This is a genomic window from Eikenella corrodens (assembly GCF_900187105.1).
In the GTDB taxonomy this organism is placed as follows: domain Bacteria; phylum Pseudomonadota; class Gammaproteobacteria; order Burkholderiales; family Neisseriaceae; genus Eikenella; species Eikenella corrodens.
Map to the genome: position 1 here is coordinate 1,437,474 of NZ_LT906482.1, position 17,766 is coordinate 1,455,239.

Below are 17,766 nucleotides of genomic sequence, written 5' to 3' on the forward strand. Positions count from 1 at the left end.
AGCCCAAACCCCCAACACATCAAGGAATGCCATGAAACCGTATCGCGTATTGATTTTCGACTGGGACGGCACCTTAGCCGATTCCACCGCCCAAATCGTGCAGGGCGTGCAAAACTCTTTTTGCCGCTTCGGCTGGCCGCCGCCCGCCGAGGCCGACATCCGCGCCACCATCGGCCTGAGCCTGCGCGAAGCCCTGCGCCGTCTGTGCCCGCAGCTGGACCAACAGCAAACCGAAGCCGCCATCCGCGCCTATCAGCACGAATTCCACCACCGCCGCGAGCAAACCGTTTTATTCCCCGACGCGGGCAATACCCTGCAGCGGCTGCAACAGCACTACTGGCTCGCCGTGGCCACCGGCAAAGGCCGGCGCGGGCTCGATGCCGCCCTGGATGAAACCGACACGCGCAACTTTTTCCTCGCCACCCGCACCGTCGACGAATGCGCTTCCAAGCCCCAGCCGGAAATGGTGCTCTCCATCTGCGACGAATTGGGCGTGCACCCGGCCGAAGCCCTGGTAATCGGCGACACCACCCACGATTTGCACATGGCGCACAACGCCCAAAGCCCAGCCATCGCACTCACCACCGGCGCCCACACCCCCGCCCAACTGCAAACTGCCCCGCACCTGGCCATGCTGGACGGCTTAACCAGCTTGGCGGCCTGGCTGGCAGAATAAAGGCTACCTGAAAGTGTAAGCTTCAGTGCAGGGCGAAGATTTTTCAGGTAGCCTGTAAGTGATATGGCGGTAAGCCGGAAGGCTACCTGAAACTTTGTGTGATAGGGCGTGGTGAGGCATGGCGCCCTTTTAATATGCCGCTATTGGTGGGTGGTGCGGCTATCGGCAGGGTGTGCGGTTGGATGGGATTATCCGGCCTGCATGGCGGGCGGCGAGGCGCAGGCGATGGGCTGCCGGGCGAGCCGGTGTTCCGCGATTAGCGCGGGCTGGCGGTTTGCCGGGAAATCCTCTATACTGCGCGCACTCCTGTTTTGCGGGTATCGTCTAATGGTAAGGCACCGGCTTCCCAAGCCGACTATGCGGGTTCGATTCCCGTTACCCGCTCCAATTTCTTTCCCATGCTTTCACAGCATGGGATTTTTGTTGGCTTGTTTGTTAAGAAATGTTTGCGATTGGGTGTGCGGAATGCAGCGGGGATGGCTTTGCCGGGCAGGATATGCAGGATAGAATTGGTTATGATAAATTGAAAATTTATTTTTATATACAGTTTGTTGTGTTGAATAAAGGCTACCTGAAAATAAAATCCGTTTTATTTGCGGGATAAATTTTGGTAAACTCAGCGCTCCTTTTTGCATACATAAGTTTACTTTGGAGACCATAATGAGCTTCTTTGCTCAACATGCGCAGTTTTTTATTCAGTTTGCCGTGGTGCTGTTGTGCATCTTAGCCGGCGCCCAGGTGGGCGGTATCGGTTTGGGTGTGTTCGGCGGTATCGGTTTGGCAATATTGTCGTTCGGTTTCGGTTTGGAGCCCACCAGCCCGCCGATTGATGTGATGCTGATGATTATGGCAGTAGTGTCGGCAGCGGCTGCCATGCAGGCGGCCGGCGGTTTGGACTATATGATTAAAATCGCCACCCGCGTGCTGCACAAAAACCCGAAATACATCACCTTTATCGCGCCGATGGTTACCTATACCTTCACCGTTTTGGCCGGCACGGGGCATGTGGCCTATTCCGTGCTGCCGGTGATTGCGGAGGTGAGCCGCAAAAACGGCATCCGCCCGGAACGCCCGCTAACCATGGCGGTGATTGCTTCGCAGTTTGCCATTGTGGCCAGCCCGATTGCGGCGGCGGTGGTGGCTTGCGTGAGCTACCTCGAGCCGCAGCATATTACGATGGCAGATGTGCTCAAAGTGAGCGTGCCTTCCACCATCATCGGCATCGGTATTGCCTGCGTGCTGGTGAACCGGATGGGCAAAGAGCTGAAAGACGATCCGGAATATCAACGCCGCTTGAAAGACCCGGCCTACAGCAAGCTGTATGACACGGAAACCGTGGCTGCCGATGCACAAGTGAGCGGCAAGGCTAAGATTTCGGTGGGAATTTTCCTGTTTGCCGCTATTTTGGTGGTGCTGCTCGGCGCGATGCCTTCGCTGCGCCCGGTGTTTAACGATAAACCGATGGGTATGGCGCACACCATTGAAATTGTGATGCTTTCCGCTGCAGCACTGATTATTGTTACCTGCAAACCGGATGGCAATGCGATTACGCAGGGCTCGGTGTTCCATGCCGGTATGCGCGCCGTGATTGCTGTGTTTGGCGTGGCCTGGCTGGGCGATACGCTGATGCACGGGCATTTGGACGAAGTGCAGCAGGCGGTGTCCGGCCTGGTGCAGAGCGCGCCGTGGGCGTTTGCCTTTGCGCTGTTTGTGCTTTCCGTGTTGGTGAACAGCCAGGGCGCCACCGTGGCGACGCTGTTCCCAGTGGCCATTTCGCTGGGAGTACCCGCGCCGATTATCATCGGCACATTCGTGGCGGTGAACGGCTATTTCTTCATTCCGAACTACGGCCCGATTATTGCCGCCATCGATTTCGATAGCACGGGCACGACGAAAATCGGCAAGTTTATTTTCAACCACAGCTTTATGCTGCCCGGCTTGTTGAGTATGGGCTTCAGCTTGGCCTTCGGCCTGATGTTCTCCAAGATGTTCTTCGGCTGAACGGTTTGATGGGAATATACGCGCCCGGGCTTTGGCTCGGGCGTTTTGCTTTGGGAAAGGCTACCTGAAAGGTTAATTGCCTAAGCACTCAAGCCGGTTGTTTTGATTTCGTTGGGATTACTGCTTTCAGGTAGCCTTGATGTGGCATACTGGAACGGTAAATGGTAGGGGAGTGAGCTCTCTTCCTTAATATTGTGGTTGCAAGCCATCCCTTGCAGGCTACCTGAAAGTTGAGCGTAATACAGTTTGCTCGGGCATCGCAGCCAAATTGACTAAAAGGCTACCTGAAATTTTCAGGTAGCCTTTTGTGGTTTGCTGGCATTGCCGTTATTTAATCGCCATCAGCCTTTGATAGAGCTGGGTCATCAGGCGGCTGGTGTGTGGGTCTTTGGGCAGGATGACGAAGCTGTTGGCCATGGCTTCTTCGCTGGGGAAGATGGATTCGTTGTTGCGGTATGCCTCGGGCATCAGCGCGCGGGCCGGCTGGCTGGCGGGGGCATAGGTAACGAAACTGCCGTTGGCGGCGGCTACTTTGGGATCGAGGGTGTAGTTGATGTATTTGAGGGCGTTGGCGGGGTGGTGCGCATCTTTGGGAATCATCAGGGAGTCGATCCACACCGCCAGGCCGTTTTTGGGCACGAGCACTTGGATGTCGATGCCGTTGCCGGCTTCGATGGCCCGGTTGCGGGCGATGTTCAAATCGCCGCCGTAGCCAACGGCCACGCACAGGTTGCCGGCGGCGAGGTCGTTGATGTATGTGGAGGCGGTGAAGATGCGGATGTCTTTGCGCACGGCACGCATCATATCGGTGGCCGCTTGCAGGTCTTCAGGCTTGGTGCTGTTGGGGTCTTTGCCCAAATAGTTGAGCGCCAGGGGGTATTGCTCGAGCGGGCTGTCGAAATAGGAAATGCCGCAGGATTTGAGTTTGGCGGTGTATTCGGGATTGAACACCAAATCCCACACGTTTTCGGGCATGGGTTTACCATCCAGGGCTTTTTGCACCATTTGGGTATTGATGGCCAGCGTGTTGATGCCCCAGAAATAGGGCACGGCGTATTTGTTGCCGGGGTCCACCTGCTCCATCAGCTTGAGCAGGTGCGGGTCGAGATTGCTGTAGTTGGGAATTTGGCTTTTGTCGATGGGCTGATAGGCGCCGGCTTGGATTTGGCGGCCTACGTTGGAAATGGAGGGCACCACCAAATCGTAGCCGCTGCTGCCGCTGAGCATCTTGGCTTCGAGGGTTTCGTTGTTGTCGTAGTAGGCGGAGCGGATGGTGATGCCGGTTTTCTCGGTGAAGGCGGTGAGGGTGGCAGGATCGACATAATCCGCCCAGTTGTAGAGGTTGAGCAGGTTGGCGTTATCGCCTTTGGGGGAGGAAGCCTCGCTTTGGGCTTGGCCGCCACAGGCAGCGAGCAGGCCGGCGCAAATAGCGAGCAGGAGCAGTTTCTTCATTGTTATTCCTTGGTGGGCGGGAAGGGAAGGGTAAGTAGGCGCAAGCAATCTGATCATTATAGCCAAACGCTTGGCTCCTTCATACCTTGTGCTAGGGAAACGGCGCGGCGGCGCGGTTTGGGCAGCTGTGCTGTGCGGCAAGTATTTTTCAATATTGCCAACAAATTGGCACTTTGTCTGCACTAAATTAACGCAGCGACATTTTCTGCCTGCTTTTCAGGTAGCCTTCCGGCTATGGAAAAAGCACATGTTATAGAGTATCATGCCGCCCGTTACAACATAACATTCAGCACACACTATGCACTCTTGGTTACTTCGCGGCGCAGGCAGCCGTTTGCTTTTGGCCGTATCGCTCATCGCCCTGATGCTGGGCGTGTTTGCTTGGACGGGCGCCGCACTATGAGCATCGTGTTCGACAACCTCACCGTGAGCTACCGCCGCCACCCCGCCGTGCACCACATTTGCGGCGAATTCGCGCCCGGCAGCATGTGGGCGGTGTTCGGCCCCAACGGCGCGGGCAAATCCACCCTGCTCAAAGCCATCATGGGGCTGTTGAAAACCAGCACCGGCAGCGTGCAATGGCAAGGCCTCGCCCGCCGCGATATCGCCTATCTGCCCCAGCAGTCCGATATCGACCGCAGCCAGCCCATTTCCGTATATGAGCTGGCCGCCATGGGTTTGTGGTATGAAATCGGCTTTTTCGGCAGCACCAAACCCGAACAACGCGAACGGGTACACGCCGCGCTCGAGCGCGTTGGCATGGCCGATTTTGCCCGCCGGAGCATCGGCCAGCTTTCCAACGGCCAATTCCAGCGCGTGCTGTTTGCCCGCATGCTGGTGCAAGATGCCAAATTCTTGCTGCTGGACGAGCCCTTCAACGCCGTGGACGCGCGCACCACGTATGAATTGTTGGAAGTATTGCGCCAATGCCACCAAAACGAAGGCCGTGCCGTGATTGCCGTGTTGCACGATTATGAGCAGGTGCGCGCCTATTTTCCCCACACCTTCCTGATTGCCCGCGAAAAAATCGCCAGCGGCGCCACTGCCGACGTGCTCACCGAAGGCTACCTGAAACAGGCCGCCGAAGCCATGCACCGCACCGAACCGCGCGAATGGTGCGCCGCTTGAGTTTTCAGGTAGCCTGAACTCTATGTTTGCCGCCACCGTTGTTTTCTTCCGAAACCGCAGCGAAGATTTCTCCGCCGGAGCGTTCCCGCAGCGCATCCGCAGCCGCACGCACTTCCCCGCCGAAGGCTACCGCCCGCACTTCGCGCCCAAAGGCAGCTGCGACATGCTCGGTATCGTGTTTGCCGCGTTCGAGCACACCCGATTCGACGAGCCGCTGCAAGCCGGGCTGGATTACCTCTACCCCGGCAGCGTGGATTATTCCGCCCTGCGCCCCGGCACGGAATTTTGGATTATGGAAGGCGGCACCGCCGTAGGCGAAGGCGTAATCATTGCCAACGGCCATCCGTCTGCCAAACAGGCTACCTGAAAGCATGAGTTCCCCAGAAACCAAACAATAAAACCTAATCTACTAACCGAATAAGCACACGCCATGACCATCTCCCAGCTCCTGATCGAACCCTTTGCCGACGATTTTATGCGCTATGCCCTTGCCTCCGTGCTGTTTTTGGCCGTGGGCGCGGCGCCGGTGGGCGTGTTTTTGGTGATGCGGCGCATGAGCCTGGTGGGCGACGCGCTCGGCCATGCGGTGCTGCCCGGCGCGGCGGCGGGCTATATTGCCGCCGGTTCGCTCAGCCTGCCCGCCATGAGCCTGGGTGGTTTTGCCGCCGGGCTGGCGATGGCGCTGCTCGCCGGTTTGGTGAGCCGCCACACCAACTTAAAGGAAGACGCGAATTTTGCCGCGTTTTATCTGGCCAGCCTGGCCTTGGGCGTGGTGCTGGTGAGCAGCTACGGCAGCAATGTGGATTTGCTGCACCTCTTGTTTGGTTCGGTGCTGGCGGTGGATACGCCGTCGCTGATTTTGGTGTTGTGCGTGAGCGCGGTGTCGGTGTTGACGCTGGCGCTGATCTACCGCCCGCTGATGCTGGAGAGCATCGACCCGCTGTTTCTGCGCGCGGTAAACGGGCGCGGCGGGCTGTGGCATGTGTTGTTTTTAATGTTGGTGGTGCTGAATCTGGTGGCCGGTTTTCAGGCCATCGGCACGCTGATGTCGGTGGGCGTGATGATGCTGCCGGCGATTACCGCACGGCTGTGGTCGCGCAGCATGGGCGGGCTGATTGCGCTCGCAGTGCTGATTGCACTCGCCTGCAGCTTCTGCGGCCTGCTGTTTTCCTACCATGTGGATATCCCCTCCGGCCCGGCGATTATTTTGTGCCTGGGCGGCGTGTATGCCGTGTCGCTGTTTGTCGGGCGCGAGGGCGGGATGCTGCCGAAATGGTGGCGCGGCAGGCATTTGCGGGCTTGATTGGCTGGGCCAGCCAAGAGAGGCTAATAGGTTTAAAGGCTACCCGAAAGCTTAAGCTTCCATAAAGCTAAAATTGTTTTCAGGTAGCCTCACGGACGAGCCGGAAGGCTCATATGACAACCAAACATAAGGAGTAAAAGATGAAATTGAAGCATTGGAAACTCGGCCTGATTGCCGCGCTGTTTTCCGGCAGCCTGTATGCCGCGCCGCTGGAAGTGGTGTCGAGCTTCAGCATTTTGGGTGACGTGGCCAAGCAGGTGGGTGGCGAGCGCGTGAACGTGAGCAACCTGGTCGGCCCCGACCAAGACGCGCATGCCTACAACCTCACCAGCCGCGATATGCAGCGCATCCGCAATGCCAAGCTCGTATTGGTGAACGGCTTGGGTTTTGAGCAGGCTGCGGTGATGCGCGGCATCCGCCAAAGCGGCGTGCCGTTTGCCGAGGCCACCAAAAACATCCAGCCGATGAAGGCCGAAGACCACGACGACGATGATCACGACCACGATCATGATCACGGTCATGACCACCACGGCCACGGTCATGACCATGGCCACCACCATCACGGCGAATTCGACCCGCACGTGTGGAACGACCCCGTTCTGATGAAAACCTACGCCCAAAACGTGGCCGACGCGCTGATTAAAGTCGATCCGCAAGGCCGCGCTTATTATCAGCAGCGCCTCAGCGGCTACCAAGCCCGCCTCGACGCCATGCACCAATGGGCGCAAACCCAATTCAACAGCGTGCCGCAGGCACGGCGCAAAGTGCTCACCGGGCATGATGCCTTCAACTACATGGGTAAACGCTACCGCGTCGAATTCATCGCCCCGCAAGGCGTGAGCACCGAAGCCGAGCCTTCCGCCCGCCAGGTTTCCGCCCTAATCCGCCAAATCCGCAGCCAGGGCATCCGTGCCGCGTTTAGCGAAAACATCAAAGATTCGCGCATGGTGGAACGCATTTCGCGCGAAACCGGTATCCGTGTAAACGGCAAGCTCTATTCCGACGCCCTGAGCCGCGGCGCTCCCGCTGCTACTTATGAGCAAATGTTCCGCTACAACGTGAACGCGCTGGTGAATGCGATGAAGCAGTAGTGCTTGAAACGGCATAGTAAAGGCTACCTGAAAACTGATTTTCTGGTTTTCAGGTAGCCTTTTATGATGGTGGAAGCAGAGTGGTAGGGTTTCAGCTCACGATGAAACTAGCCGCTTACGTTTAAATGGGCATCGTACGGTTCGGAATGTTCTGCTACGATTTGCTGCAAATCGTGCAGCAGGCGGTCGATGGTTTGGGCATATGCAACGGCATCGAGCCGGGAGAGTAAGTCTAACTCATCGAAACACTCAATGATATTCTGCAATTTTGGCGGGCAGTGGGGTAGGATTTCATCATAATTTTTCGGCATGCGTAATGTCCAAATGCCTGCTTCCGGCGAAATGACTCCAGATTTGATGGCGCTCAATAAACCGAGCGCCAAGAAGGCGATATAGAGCGTGGGATTGGGGGTGCGGATATGCAGGGTTGGCATGATGATTGGAGAGTTTGGTGAGTAGCCAGGCGATTAGTTTGGCGCAATCATAGCCAAATTAGTGTGCCGGATAACGTTTCAGGTAGCCTACTTAGGTATGGCAGGCTACCTGAAATATTTTACTGCTTAACGCCCGGCTTTCGGCCGCAGTTGGCTTTTGTGCACATAGCCATAGTTATCGCTATCGCTGCCGTGCACGCTCACATAGTGCCAGTCGCCTCGGCGCTTGGCGGGGTGTTCGGCCACGGTGGTGCCGTTGGGGATGCGTTGCTGTATTTCGGCACGGCTGTTGGCATTCAGGCGCAGGTTGGCCGAGCCGTCGGCGCTGTGCACGGTATAAACATGGCGCAGGCTAACCTGGCTTTGGTGCACATAGCCGTTGATGATGCGCCGTTCTGCCGGCTGGTTTGGCCGCAAGGCCAGCCGCACGCGGTACCACGAGCCACTTTTGCCGAGGATGGCGGCTTCGCTTTGATTGTCGCAAACGGCAAGGATGGCGGCGCGGGTGTTGGGCTGGGCGCGGATATTGACTTTTTCGCTGTTGTGGTTGGTGGCCAGATAGCTGGCGGGTGTCGTACTGTCGGGCAGGCCGCAGCTATCGGGGGCAACATGGGCGGCGGCAGTGGCGGATAGCGCCAACAGTACGGCGGCGAAGGCGGCAGTTCGGGTATGCAGTGATGAAAGCATGGGCTTGCTCCTGAGTGGGGTTGATTGGAGGAGATTCGTTACGGATTCACCTGCCGCCATCATATCTAAATTGCTGTGCCAGATAAAGTTTCAGGTAGCCTGCGTGGCGATACAGGCTACCTGAAACTTTAGATATACACAGGCTGCGTTTATGCGGCTCTCAATAAGGGTGCAACATAATCCCGCCATTGCAGGGCCAGGCCTGCGTTGATTTGGGTGAGATTGTCGAGAAAATAGAACAACGGCGGGTCTTGCACGCCTTCTTGGCTGGCCAACTCTTCGTTCCATGCGGCTTCCCACAGGAAAAAGCCCATGGCCGCTTCTTGGCGGCGCAGATGGGGGATGCCGTTGAATTGGTTTTTTTGATGTTGCCAATGCTGCCTGCATTTTTCTGCCAGCCCGGCAGAGGAAAGCCGGCCTTGGAAAAAGGCGCGGATAGCAGCGGGATAATCGAACAACATTTGGTGGCTTCGGCTGTAGGGGCGGACGTATTCCTCTAAAAAGCCCAGCGATTGCAAGACGATTTCCTGCACCGGCACGCGCTCGAACAGCTCTGCTTCATCGGCCCAATCTTCTACCAAAATGGTTTCAAACCCTGGGGATGCCTGCAATTCGGCCAGCTGTTCGGACGTAATCGGCCGGATTGCGCCGATGTCGTTTAAGCGCATTTGGCGGTATTGGGCAAATGCTTCCGGCAGGTTGGCATCATATTGTGCCAAGGCATGGGCAAAGGCTGATTCGTGCGTTGCTTGGGTGTAATCCGCAGCATAAGGCGCGAGGAAATTGCGTGCGGCCAGCAGGGTGGGCAAATCGCTGCCGGGCGGGTAGTGCGGAGTGGTATGGGTTTGCGTCCATTCGCTTTGGGGGCAGCGGAGATAGCCCCAAGCGCGTTGGTGGGCTTCGTAGAGTTCGCTTGTATCCCATCTGCTGCCGCTATTGAGCAAAGCGGTTTCAATAAAATCGAGGCAGATGCGTAGGTGGAGGGCGGCGGTCATGGCAGATTGCTCAATAGGGTAGGGCGAAAGCAGGCATGGGCCGGCAGGCTAGCTGAAAAGCGGGATCGTGCGTTTCAGGTAGCCTCTGCGGCCAAACAGGCTACCTGAATTATTTTGCCTGCTGTTCGCGCAACAATGCTTTGATTTCAGCCATTTCTTGATGCAGGCGCGCCAGCTCGGCGCTGCTCACCAATATTTGGCTATCTTGCGGCGTTTCGGGCTGGTGTTCCGTATCTGGGTCGGTAGAATGCAGGTTCGACATGGTATCTACAATCACGGCCACGAATAAGTTCAGCATCACAAAGGCAGACACCAAAATAAACGGTACGAAAAACAGCCAGGCGTTTGGATAGGCTTCCATCACAGGGCGCACAATGCCCATCGACCAGCTCTCCAGCGTCATCACTTGAAACAGCGTATACAGCGATTTGCCCAGGCTGCCGAACCATTCGGGGAAGCGTTCGCCGAAGAGCGTGGTGGCCATCACCGCGCCCACGTAAAACAGAATGCCCATCAGCCCCGCAATCGCACCGATACCCGGCACGGCCTGCAAAATGGCATCGGCAATACGGCGCAACTGCGGCATACGGTTGATCAGCCGCAGCACGCGCAACACGCGCAGCGAGCGCAACACCGAAAGCGCGCCCGCATTGGGCAACAGCGCCACGGCCACCACGAGGAAATCGAAAATATTCCAGCCGTCGCGGAAAAACCGCCGCCCCAAAGCAATGAATTTCGCCGCCAATTCCACAATAAAAATAATCAGCGCGGCCATATCCAGCCAATGCAGCAGCGCGCCGCAACGTGCCATTATGGCGGGCGAGGTTTGCAGGCCGAGGATGATGGCGTTTAAAACGATGATGAGGAGAATGGCCAGCTGGGTGGTTTGGTGCAAAACAACGGCACCGATTTTTTGCCGCCAAACGGCAGGAGAGGTGTGTGTCATGATGTGTGTGAATGGATAAGGATTAATAATTGGCTGCCTGAAAGCAGGCAGTAGGATGAAGCAAGATGATGGAGAAGCCTGTATAGCTGGCTTTCCCATCGGGCGTATTGTATCAAGTTTTTCACTGCATTGAAGCTTAACGATTTCAGGTAGCCTGCATAGTAATACAGGCTACCTGAAAGTTTGTGTTGCAACAAAGTGAAAACCAAACGGCTATTGGCAGCGTCCCGATGTTTCCTGCCGCAGCTGGCTTTTGTGGATGAAACCATCCATCGGTTTGGCAATATATAACCAGTCGCCTTCATTCCACTCTGGGAGCACCCATACCCGCGTGCCCGTGCGCAGTTGACCAGTTTGTATCCTTGTCCCAGCATTGTCTTGGTCTTGCCGTTCTGTGCGTACATTGGCATAGCCGTCGCGGCTGCTCACAATATAGCTATGCAGCAGATGGCCCTGGCTTTTATGGATATATCCCTCCACATGGCGGCCGCCATATAAACGCCGAACGTGAAACCAGTTCCCTTGTTTGCCCAAAAAATCCAGTTTCTCTTCGTCATCGGCCAATTGCGCCAGTATCCGGCTTTGTGTGGTGGGCTGGGCACGCAGATTCACTTTATCGCCCGATTGCATATCCGGATTCGGTACCACACAGGTTTGCGCGGCTGCCGACAAAGAGAAGATTGCCAATACAACTGCTGCAATGGATGGTAAACGCCATACAGAATGTCTCATGATGCTCCTCCTTTAGTTAACTAACCAGCTAAAAATCAAGGCATTTATATTGTATCTTATATCTATTTGGGTGGGTAATTAAAGTTGGGGCTGTCCTAGATAACTAGGTTAGACTATCTTTTACCATTTGTTTTAACATGGCAATTTGAGATTTTATTTCATTGTTGTTAAATCGCCATTCGCACTCTTTCAAATACAGCTCGAAATGCTTTTTCGGAATGCCGTTGAATTTACGCAAATGACGTTTGGCCTGACTCCAGAAGTTCTCAATCCCGTTGATGTGGTTTTGCCTGTCTGCAAAACAGGTGCGGTGATTGATGCGCAAGTGGTTAAACTCGCTAACATCCAATACATTGTAGGCACTGTGGCAATCAGTATAAACCACGCTGTCCGGTCTTACCTTCTCCCGGATAATCGGCAGCAGGGTAGCCGACTGCGTATTGGCTACGGTAACGGTGTAAACCTTACCGTTACGCTTCAACAGTCCGAATACCACCACTTTTCCGGCTGCTCCGCGACCGCGTTTGCCTTTGCGGCAGCCGCCAAAATAGCTTTCATCTGCTTCTACTTCGCCATCAAACATTTCCAAGTGTTCGCAACGATTAAAGATAAGCAAGCGTAAACGGTGAAAGTAGTAGGCAGCGGTGTTTTTATTGACCCCGGCCAATTCGGCGGCAGTACGGGCGGTTGCTCCTGCAACGAACAATTCGATCAGTTTATTTTGAACGGGCTGACTGAGGCGACTTTTTCTCATAGGAATATTTTAATCAATTTTGAATATTCCTGGTTATCTAGGACAGCCCCTTAAAGTTTCAGGTAGCCTGCAAGCAATACAGGCTACCTGAAAATGGTTCAAGGCTTGAAAACCAATCAGCGTTCCACTTGGCTCACATCCCGCACCGCGCCTTTGTCGGCGGAAGTCGCCATGGCACCGTAGGCACGCAGGGCTGCGGAGACGTAGCGGTCGCGGTTTTCCGGTTTCCACGCTTTGCTGCCGCACGCTTCCATTTCGGCACGGCGGGCGGCGAGTTCTTCGTCGGACACTTTCAGATTGATGCTGCGGTTGGGGATGTCGATTTCAATCGTATCGCCTTCGTGCACCAAGCCGATGGCGCCGCCTTCCGCCGCTTCGGGTGAAGCGTGGCCGATGGAGAGGCCTGATGTGCCGCCGGAGAAGCGTCCGTCTGTTAAGAGGGCGCAGGCTTTGCCGAGGCCTTTGGATTTCAGGTAGCTTGTCGGATACAGCATTTCCTGCATACCCGGGCCGCCTTTGGGGCCTTCGTAGCGGATGATGACGATGTCGCCGGCGACGATTTGGTTGCCCAAAATGCCTTCTACTGCGGCTTCCTGGCTTTCAAACACGCGGGCGCGGCCGGTGAATTTGAGGATGCTCTCGTCCACGCCTGCGGTTTTCACCACGCAGCCGCGTTCGGCGATGTTGCCGAACAAGACCGCCAAACCGCCATCTTGCGAGTAGGCGTGTTCGACGTTGCGGATGCAGCCTTTTTCGCGGTCGAGGTCGAGGGTTTTCCACATGCGGTTTTGCGAGAACGCTTGGGTGGTGCGTACGCCGCCGGGCGCGGCTTTGAAGCGTTCGATAGCGTGAGTGTTTTCGGGATTGGTCACGTCCCATTGTTCAATCGCGTCTTTCAGCGTCGGCGCGTGGATGGTGTACACGTCAGTGTGCAGTTTGCCCGCTTTGTCCAGTTCTTTCAGGATGGCGAAGATACCGCCGGCGCGGTGCACGTCTTCCATGTAGTAATCGTGGTTGTTGGGCGCGGTTTTGCAGATGCAGGGAACGACGCGGCTCAGGCGGTCGATGTCGGCCATTTTGAAATCCACGCCTGCTTCGTTGGCGACGGCGAGCAAGTGCAGGATGGTGTTGGTGGAACCGCCCATGGCGATATCCATGGTCATGGCGTTTTCAAACGCTTTTTTGGTGGCGATGCTGCGCGGCAACACGGTTTCGTCGTCTTGCTCGTAATAGCGTTTGGTGATTTCGACAATCATACGGCCCGCTTCGAGGAACAATTCTTTGCGGCCGGCGTGGGTGGCGAGGTAGGAACCGTTGCCGGGCAGGGACAGGCCGAGCGCTTCGGTCAGGCAGTTCATGGAGTTGGCGGTGAACATGCCCGAGCAGGAGCCGCAGGTCGGGCAGGCGTTTTGTTCGACTTCTTCGACCTGTTGGTTGCTGACATTGTCGTCCGCCGATTCAATCATGGCGTCAATCAAGTCCAAGCGGCGTTCGGGTTGGATGTTGGCCACGCCGATGACCTTGCCCGCTTCCATCGGTCCGCCGGAGACGAAGATGGTCGGGATGTTCAATCGCATGGCGGCAATCAGCATGCCCGGGGTGATTTTGTCGCAGTTGGAAATGCATACCAGCGCGTCGGCGCAGTGGGCGTTGACCATGTATTCGATGGAGTCGGCAATCAAATCGCGGCTGGGCAGGGAGTACAACATGCCGCTGTGCCCCATGGCGATGCCGTCGTCGATGGCGATGGTGTTGAATTCTTTGGCGATGGCACCGGCTTTTTCGATTTCGCGGGCAACCAGCTGACCCATGTTGTGCAGGTGGACATGGCCGGGAACGAATTGGGTGAACGAGTTGGCAACGGCGATGATGGGCTTGCCGAAGTCGGTTTCCATCACGCCGGTGGCGCGCCACAATGCGCGTGCGCCCGCCATATTGCGGCCGTGGGTGGAGGTTTTGGAGCGGTAGTCTGGCATGGTTCGGGTCCTGTTTAATATGATGATTTATAGAATATTTGAGGCTACCTGAAAGCATGAACTGCAACGGAAGTTTAAACAGCTAAAGGCGGCATTTTTCAGGTAGCCTTTCGGTTGGGGCGTATTTTAGCTGAATAGCATGTGTTTGTTGCAAGTGCTACCGGGAATAGAGGTGAGACATTTATTTTTTATAATGCCTAATATTTTGCAATTTTATTGCATAAACTTCATTTCTAATATGATTCTAAACTGCTTTCAGGTAGCCTGAAACACAAATCAGGCGAATCTGTGCCCTTTTAAAATAGGTATTGCTGATGCCGGGATTGCCTTGCCGGGCGGGAAATGGTAGTTTGGCAGTCTCTTTACAAAATTTGTGGCACAAACTGCCAAGTTGAAGCGGGAGGAGACGGAAGTGAACGAAACCAAAGAAGCCTTATTGGAAATGCAGCCGCGCGAGGCGGCGGTGATGGCCGCGCTGGTGGTGGCCGTGATGAGCATCACCATGATTCATTTCGGCTGGGTGCCACATTTGTCGGTAATTTTGGTGCTGTGCGGGCTGCTCTGTTTCGGCAAAGCCAAAGGGTTGGATTTCGGCCGTATGCAGCTGAGCATGGCGCGCGGCGTGCTCTCCGGCATCGGCGCGATTTATCTCTTCTTTTTCATTGGTTTGCTGGTGTCGGCGCTGATGGTATCCGGCGCGATTCCCACGCTGATGTATTACGGCTTCGAGCTGATTTCGCCGCAGTTTTTTTATCTTTCCGCCTTCGTGCTCACTTCGATGGTGGGCGTGGCCATCGGCAGCAGCCTCACCACCTGTGCCACCCTGGGTGTGGCCTTTATTGGCATGGGCAGCGCGTTGGGTGCTAATCCGGCTGTGGTGGCCGGGGCGGTGGTGTCCGGCGCGTTTTTCGGCGACAAAATGTCGCCCATTTCCGACACCACCAGCATTGCCGCCTCCATTGTGGGCATCGATTTGTTCGACCACATCCGCAATATGATGTACACCACCATCCCCGCCTGGCTGCTTACCGCGCTGTTGCTTTGGCTGCTCTCCGGCCACACCGCTGCCGCCGATTTAAGCAGCGTGGCCGCCTTCCAAACCCAGCTGCAGGCCAGCGGCTTAGTGCACGGCTACACCCTGTTGCCCTTTGCCGTGCTGATCGTTTTGGCCATGCGCCGCGTGAACGCGATTTACACCATCATCATCACCATCGCCGTTTCCCTCGTGCTCACCTATCTGCACAGCAGCCCCAGCATAGAACAGCTCGGCGGCTACTTCTTCAACGGCTACGCGCCGCCAGAAGGCACCGATTTGGGCAATGTGGCCAAGCTGATTTCGCGCGGCGGCATCGGCAGCATGTTTTTCACCCAAACCATCGTTATCCTCGCCCTCAGCCTCGGCGGCCTGCTCAACGCCCTGGGCATCCTGCCCGCGCTGCTCTCTGGCATCGGCCATATGCTGGTTAACGCCGGCCGCGCCACCTTCACCGTGGCCGCCACTTCGCTGGGTGTAAACGTACTCATTGGCGAGCAATACCTCAGCCTGCTCCTGGCCGGAAACACCTTCAAGCCCATCTACGAGCGGCTCGGCCTACACCCGCGCAACATCGCCCGCACCGTGGAAGATGCGGGCACGGTAACCAACCCGCTCGTGCCCTGGAGCGTGTGCGGCGTGTTTATCCACCACGCCCTGGGCGTGCCCGTAATCGATTATCTGCCCTACGCCTTCTTCTGCTACCTCAGCCTGCTGCTTACCCTCGTGTTCGGCTTCACAGGCTTCACTTTGAGCAAGAATGAGGCGGCATAAGCAGCACGACACCGCAAGTTGAAATAAGGCTACCTGAAAAATGCAAGGCAAGTTTCTGCTTTGTACTTTTCAGGTAGCCTTTTGTGTTGGCTTGGCTAAACGGCGGGAAGAGATTGAGGCTAGCTGAAAGCTAAGCGCTGTACTGCGCAGAACAGTGAGAATCCGAGTACGCCGCAGTCGATGAGGCGGATGATTTGGGTGGCTGCGTGAGTCAACGGGATAGGCGCGGCGGTTTGCCAGAGTGCCCAGCCGCAGAGCGTCAGCAGGGAGCAGATTGCCCAAAAAAGACTTTTCTGCCGTGCGGTTTTGGCCGAGCGGTGCGGTCGGCGGCGGGCGGCGCGGAGTGTAAACAGCAGGCAGCCGCCCAAGCCGAACACGCCGCCGCCATATTGCAGCCATTTATAGGCCAGCAGGGCGAATACCGGCTGTTGCAGCGGGGCAAAATGTTGCACAAACCAGCCGGTCGGGTGGGTGAAGGCATCTAAAAACAGATGGGTAATCATGCCGAACAGGGCACTGAAAACAAAGGTAAACAGTACGACCGCCGTTTGGCGGCGTTTGTGCGTGGCGGCGGCGATGGTGCTTTCAGGTAGCCTGTAGGCTGCGTTGAGGCAGTCGGGTAGGAAGTCGCGCAAGGTGTGGTGCCACAAGGCAAGATAGAGCGCGTAGAGGGTGAAACACAGTGGCAGGTTCGGCCACAGCAGATTGGCCAAACTATGCCCGCCCGGCACGGCGCGACCGTGCAGGAAATACACGAAATCCGGCGCGAGGCTGCCGATAACCATGGCCGGGAAGTGAACGCGGCGGCAGCGGGCAAAGGGCAGCACGGCAACGGGGTGGGCAAGGGTGAAGGGCATGGCGGGAGAAGATGGGCGGGCTTGGCAAGAGGCTACCTAAAGCGGGTTTTATTGAAGCTGCGCTTTCAGGTAGCCTGTGTTGAATCGGATAGGGAGATGTTGGTATGCGGGCAAAGAATGGTAGGCAAAGGCTACCTGAAAATTGCCGTCAGCGTTTTTCAAACACCAAATCCCACACGCCATGCCCGAGCCGTTTGCCGCGGGCTTCAAATTTGGTTTCGGGGCGGTAGGCCGGGGTGGGGGCGTAGGCTTCGGCGGTGTTTTGCAGCTCGGGGAAGCTGCTCAGCACTTCGAGCATCTGCACGGCGTATTCTTCCCAGTCGGTGGCGAGGTGGATGTAGCCGCCGCTTTTGAGTTTGGGCAGCAGTTTGGCCACGAAGGGGGCTTGAATCAGGCGGCGTTTGTGATGGCGTTTTTTGTGCCAGGGGTCGGGGAAGAAGATGTGGATGCCGCTTAGGCAGGCATCGGGCAGCATGGTTTCCACCACTTCCACGGCATCGTGGCGCATCACGCGGATATTGGTAATATCCTGTTCGGCCATGAGTTTGCACAAATTGCCCACGCCGGGGCCGTGCACGTCGATGGCGAGAAAGTCTTTTTCAGGTAGCCTTTTGGCGATTTCGGCGGTGGCGGTGCCCATGCCGAAGCCGATTTCGAGGATTTTGGGGGCTTCCCGGCCGAAGGCGGCGTTTAAATCAACAGGCGCATGTTGAAAATCCAGGCCGAAGCGCGGCCAGTTTTCATCGATGGCGCGCTGTTGGGCGGGGGTCATGTGGCCTTGGCGCAAAACGAAAGATTTGATGCTGCGCGGGTGTTGTTCGTGTTGGGCATCGGATTGAGTCATGTTGGGTATCTGCAATGTATGGATTAAATGGCGCTCTAGTGGATTTAAATTTAAATCGGGACAAGGCGGCGAGCCGCAGATAG

Annotated in this window: 19 protein-coding genes and 1 tRNA gene; 9 read left to right on the forward strand and 11 right to left on the reverse strand. The window is 56.3% G+C overall.

From position 1 onward, the window contains the following. Nucleotides 1–31: 31 nt before the first annotated feature. The 3 genes from CKV94_RS07240 (at nt 32) to CKV94_RS07245 (ending at nt 1,063) form a co-directional block, all read left to right on the forward strand. The gene (locus CKV94_RS07240) at nt 32–676 is read left to right on the forward strand and encodes an HAD-IA family hydrolase (protein WP_003824142.1); all 645 of its coding nucleotides are present in this window, start codon (nt 32–34) and stop codon (nt 674–676) included. Between the two features lie 134 nt (nt 677–810). Further along, complete coding sequence (locus CKV94_RS11535; protein WP_263283767.1) at nt 811–936, forward strand: hypothetical protein; 126 nt, start codon at nt 811–813, stop codon at nt 934–936. Between the two features lie 53 nt (nt 937–989). Next, nucleotides 990–1,063: transfer RNA gene (locus tag CKV94_RS07245), tRNA-Gly, on the forward strand. Between the two features lie 17 nt (nt 1,064–1,080). On the opposite strand, the gene CKV94_RS11190 is transcribed toward CKV94_RS07245, so the two are convergent. Then, nucleotides 1,081–1,311 (reverse strand): hypothetical protein, encoded by a 231-nt coding sequence (locus CKV94_RS11190; RefSeq protein ID WP_155114516.1) that lies wholly within the window; start codon nt 1,309–1,311, stop codon nt 1,081–1,083. 25 nt (nt 1,312–1,336) lie between these two features. Between CKV94_RS11190 and CKV94_RS07250 the strand changes: the two genes are divergently transcribed. Further along, a complete protein-coding gene (locus CKV94_RS07250; protein ID WP_003824145.1) occupies nt 1,337–2,677 on the forward strand; it encodes an anaerobic C4-dicarboxylate transporter in 1,341 nt (446 codons plus the stop codon). 327 nt (nt 2,678–3,004) lie between these two features. Here CKV94_RS07250 and CKV94_RS07255 read toward each other — a convergent pair whose 3' ends face one another. Continuing rightward, complete coding sequence (locus tag CKV94_RS07255) at nt 3,005–4,129, reverse strand: polyamine ABC transporter substrate-binding protein (protein ID WP_003824147.1); 1,125 nt, start codon at nt 4,127–4,129, stop codon at nt 3,005–3,007. A gap of 399 nt (nt 4,130–4,528) precedes the next feature. On the opposite strand from CKV94_RS07255, the gene CKV94_RS07260 reads away from it, so the two are divergent. The 4 genes from CKV94_RS07260 to CKV94_RS07275 all read left to right on the forward strand — a co-directional run bounded on the left by CKV94_RS07260 (nt 4,529) and on the right by CKV94_RS07275 (nt 7,651). Then, complete coding sequence (locus tag CKV94_RS07260) at nt 4,529–5,257, forward strand: metal ABC transporter ATP-binding protein (RefSeq protein WP_003824149.1); 729 nt, start codon at nt 4,529–4,531, stop codon at nt 5,255–5,257. A gap of 22 nt (nt 5,258–5,279) precedes the next feature. Beyond that, entirely contained in the window at nt 5,280–5,624 is a 345-nt protein-coding gene (locus CKV94_RS07265) for a hypothetical protein (RefSeq protein ID WP_003824151.1), read from the forward strand. Between the two features lie 63 nt (nt 5,625–5,687). Further along, nucleotides 5,688–6,560: a metal ABC transporter permease gene (locus tag CKV94_RS07270; RefSeq protein WP_003824152.1), complete on the forward strand. Its 873-nt coding sequence runs from the start codon at nt 5,688–5,690 to the stop codon at nt 6,558–6,560. A 146-nt stretch (nt 6,561–6,706) separates the two neighbouring features. Beyond that, nucleotides 6,707–7,651 carry a metal ABC transporter solute-binding protein, Zn/Mn family gene (locus CKV94_RS07275; protein ID WP_035581012.1) on the forward strand — a complete coding sequence of 315 codons (945 nt, stop codon included), beginning with the start codon at nt 6,707–6,709 and terminating at the stop codon, nt 7,649–7,651. 107 nt (nt 7,652–7,758) lie between these two features. Here the strand turns inward: CKV94_RS07275 and CKV94_RS07280 are convergent, their stop codons facing one another. The 7 genes from CKV94_RS07280 to ilvD all read right to left on the reverse strand — a co-directional run bounded on the left by CKV94_RS07280 (nt 7,759) and on the right by ilvD (nt 14,175). Next, nucleotides 7,759–8,085, reverse strand: coding sequence for a hypothetical protein (locus CKV94_RS07280; RefSeq protein WP_003824154.1), 327 nt, complete (start codon nt 8,083–8,085; stop codon nt 7,759–7,761). A 126-nt stretch (nt 8,086–8,211) separates the two neighbouring features. Then, entirely contained in the window at nt 8,212–8,772 is a 561-nt protein-coding gene (locus tag CKV94_RS07285; protein ID WP_003824155.1) for an SH3 domain-containing protein, read from the reverse strand. Between the two features lie 149 nt (nt 8,773–8,921). After that, complete coding sequence (locus CKV94_RS07290; RefSeq protein ID WP_003824157.1) at nt 8,922–9,767, reverse strand: hypothetical protein; 846 nt, start codon at nt 9,765–9,767, stop codon at nt 8,922–8,924. Nucleotides 9,768–9,876: 109 nt separating this feature from the next. Continuing rightward, nucleotides 9,877–10,713, reverse strand: coding sequence for an ion transporter (locus CKV94_RS07295; protein WP_003824161.1), 837 nt, complete (start codon nt 10,711–10,713; stop codon nt 9,877–9,879). A gap of 213 nt (nt 10,714–10,926) precedes the next feature. Continuing rightward, nucleotides 10,927–11,445 (reverse strand): SH3 domain-containing protein, encoded by a 519-nt coding sequence (locus tag CKV94_RS07300; protein ID WP_080543251.1) that lies wholly within the window; start codon nt 11,443–11,445, stop codon nt 10,927–10,929. A gap of 103 nt (nt 11,446–11,548) precedes the next feature. Then, the gene (locus tag CKV94_RS07305) at nt 11,549–12,199 is read right to left on the reverse strand and encodes an IS1595-like element ISEco1 family transposase (RefSeq protein ID WP_095114608.1); all 651 of its coding nucleotides are present in this window, start codon (nt 12,197–12,199) and stop codon (nt 11,549–11,551) included. A gap of 116 nt (nt 12,200–12,315) precedes the next feature. Further along, the gene (ilvD, locus tag CKV94_RS07310) at nt 12,316–14,175 is read right to left on the reverse strand and encodes a dihydroxy-acid dehydratase (RefSeq protein WP_035580788.1); all 1,860 of its coding nucleotides are present in this window, start codon (nt 14,173–14,175) and stop codon (nt 12,316–12,318) included. Nucleotides 14,176–14,617: 442 nt separating this feature from the next. On the opposite strand from ilvD, the gene CKV94_RS07315 reads away from it, so the two are divergent. Beyond that, the gene (locus CKV94_RS07315) at nt 14,618–15,982 is read left to right on the forward strand and encodes a Na+/H+ antiporter NhaC family protein (protein ID WP_035581020.1); all 1,365 of its coding nucleotides are present in this window, start codon (nt 14,618–14,620) and stop codon (nt 15,980–15,982) included. 119 nt (nt 15,983–16,101) lie between these two features. Here the strand turns inward: CKV94_RS07315 and CKV94_RS07320 are convergent, their stop codons facing one another. Beyond that, on the reverse strand, nt 16,102–16,839 hold the full coding sequence (locus CKV94_RS07320; protein ID WP_003824167.1) for a DUF4184 family protein: 738 nt from the start codon (nt 16,837–16,839) through the stop codon (nt 16,102–16,104). Nucleotides 16,840–16,987: 148 nt separating this feature from the next. After that, a complete protein-coding gene (trmB, locus tag CKV94_RS07325; protein ID WP_003824169.1) occupies nt 16,988–17,683 on the reverse strand; it encodes a tRNA (guanosine(46)-N7)-methyltransferase TrmB in 696 nt (231 codons plus the stop codon). Between the last annotated feature and the right edge of the window lie 83 nt (nt 17,684–17,766).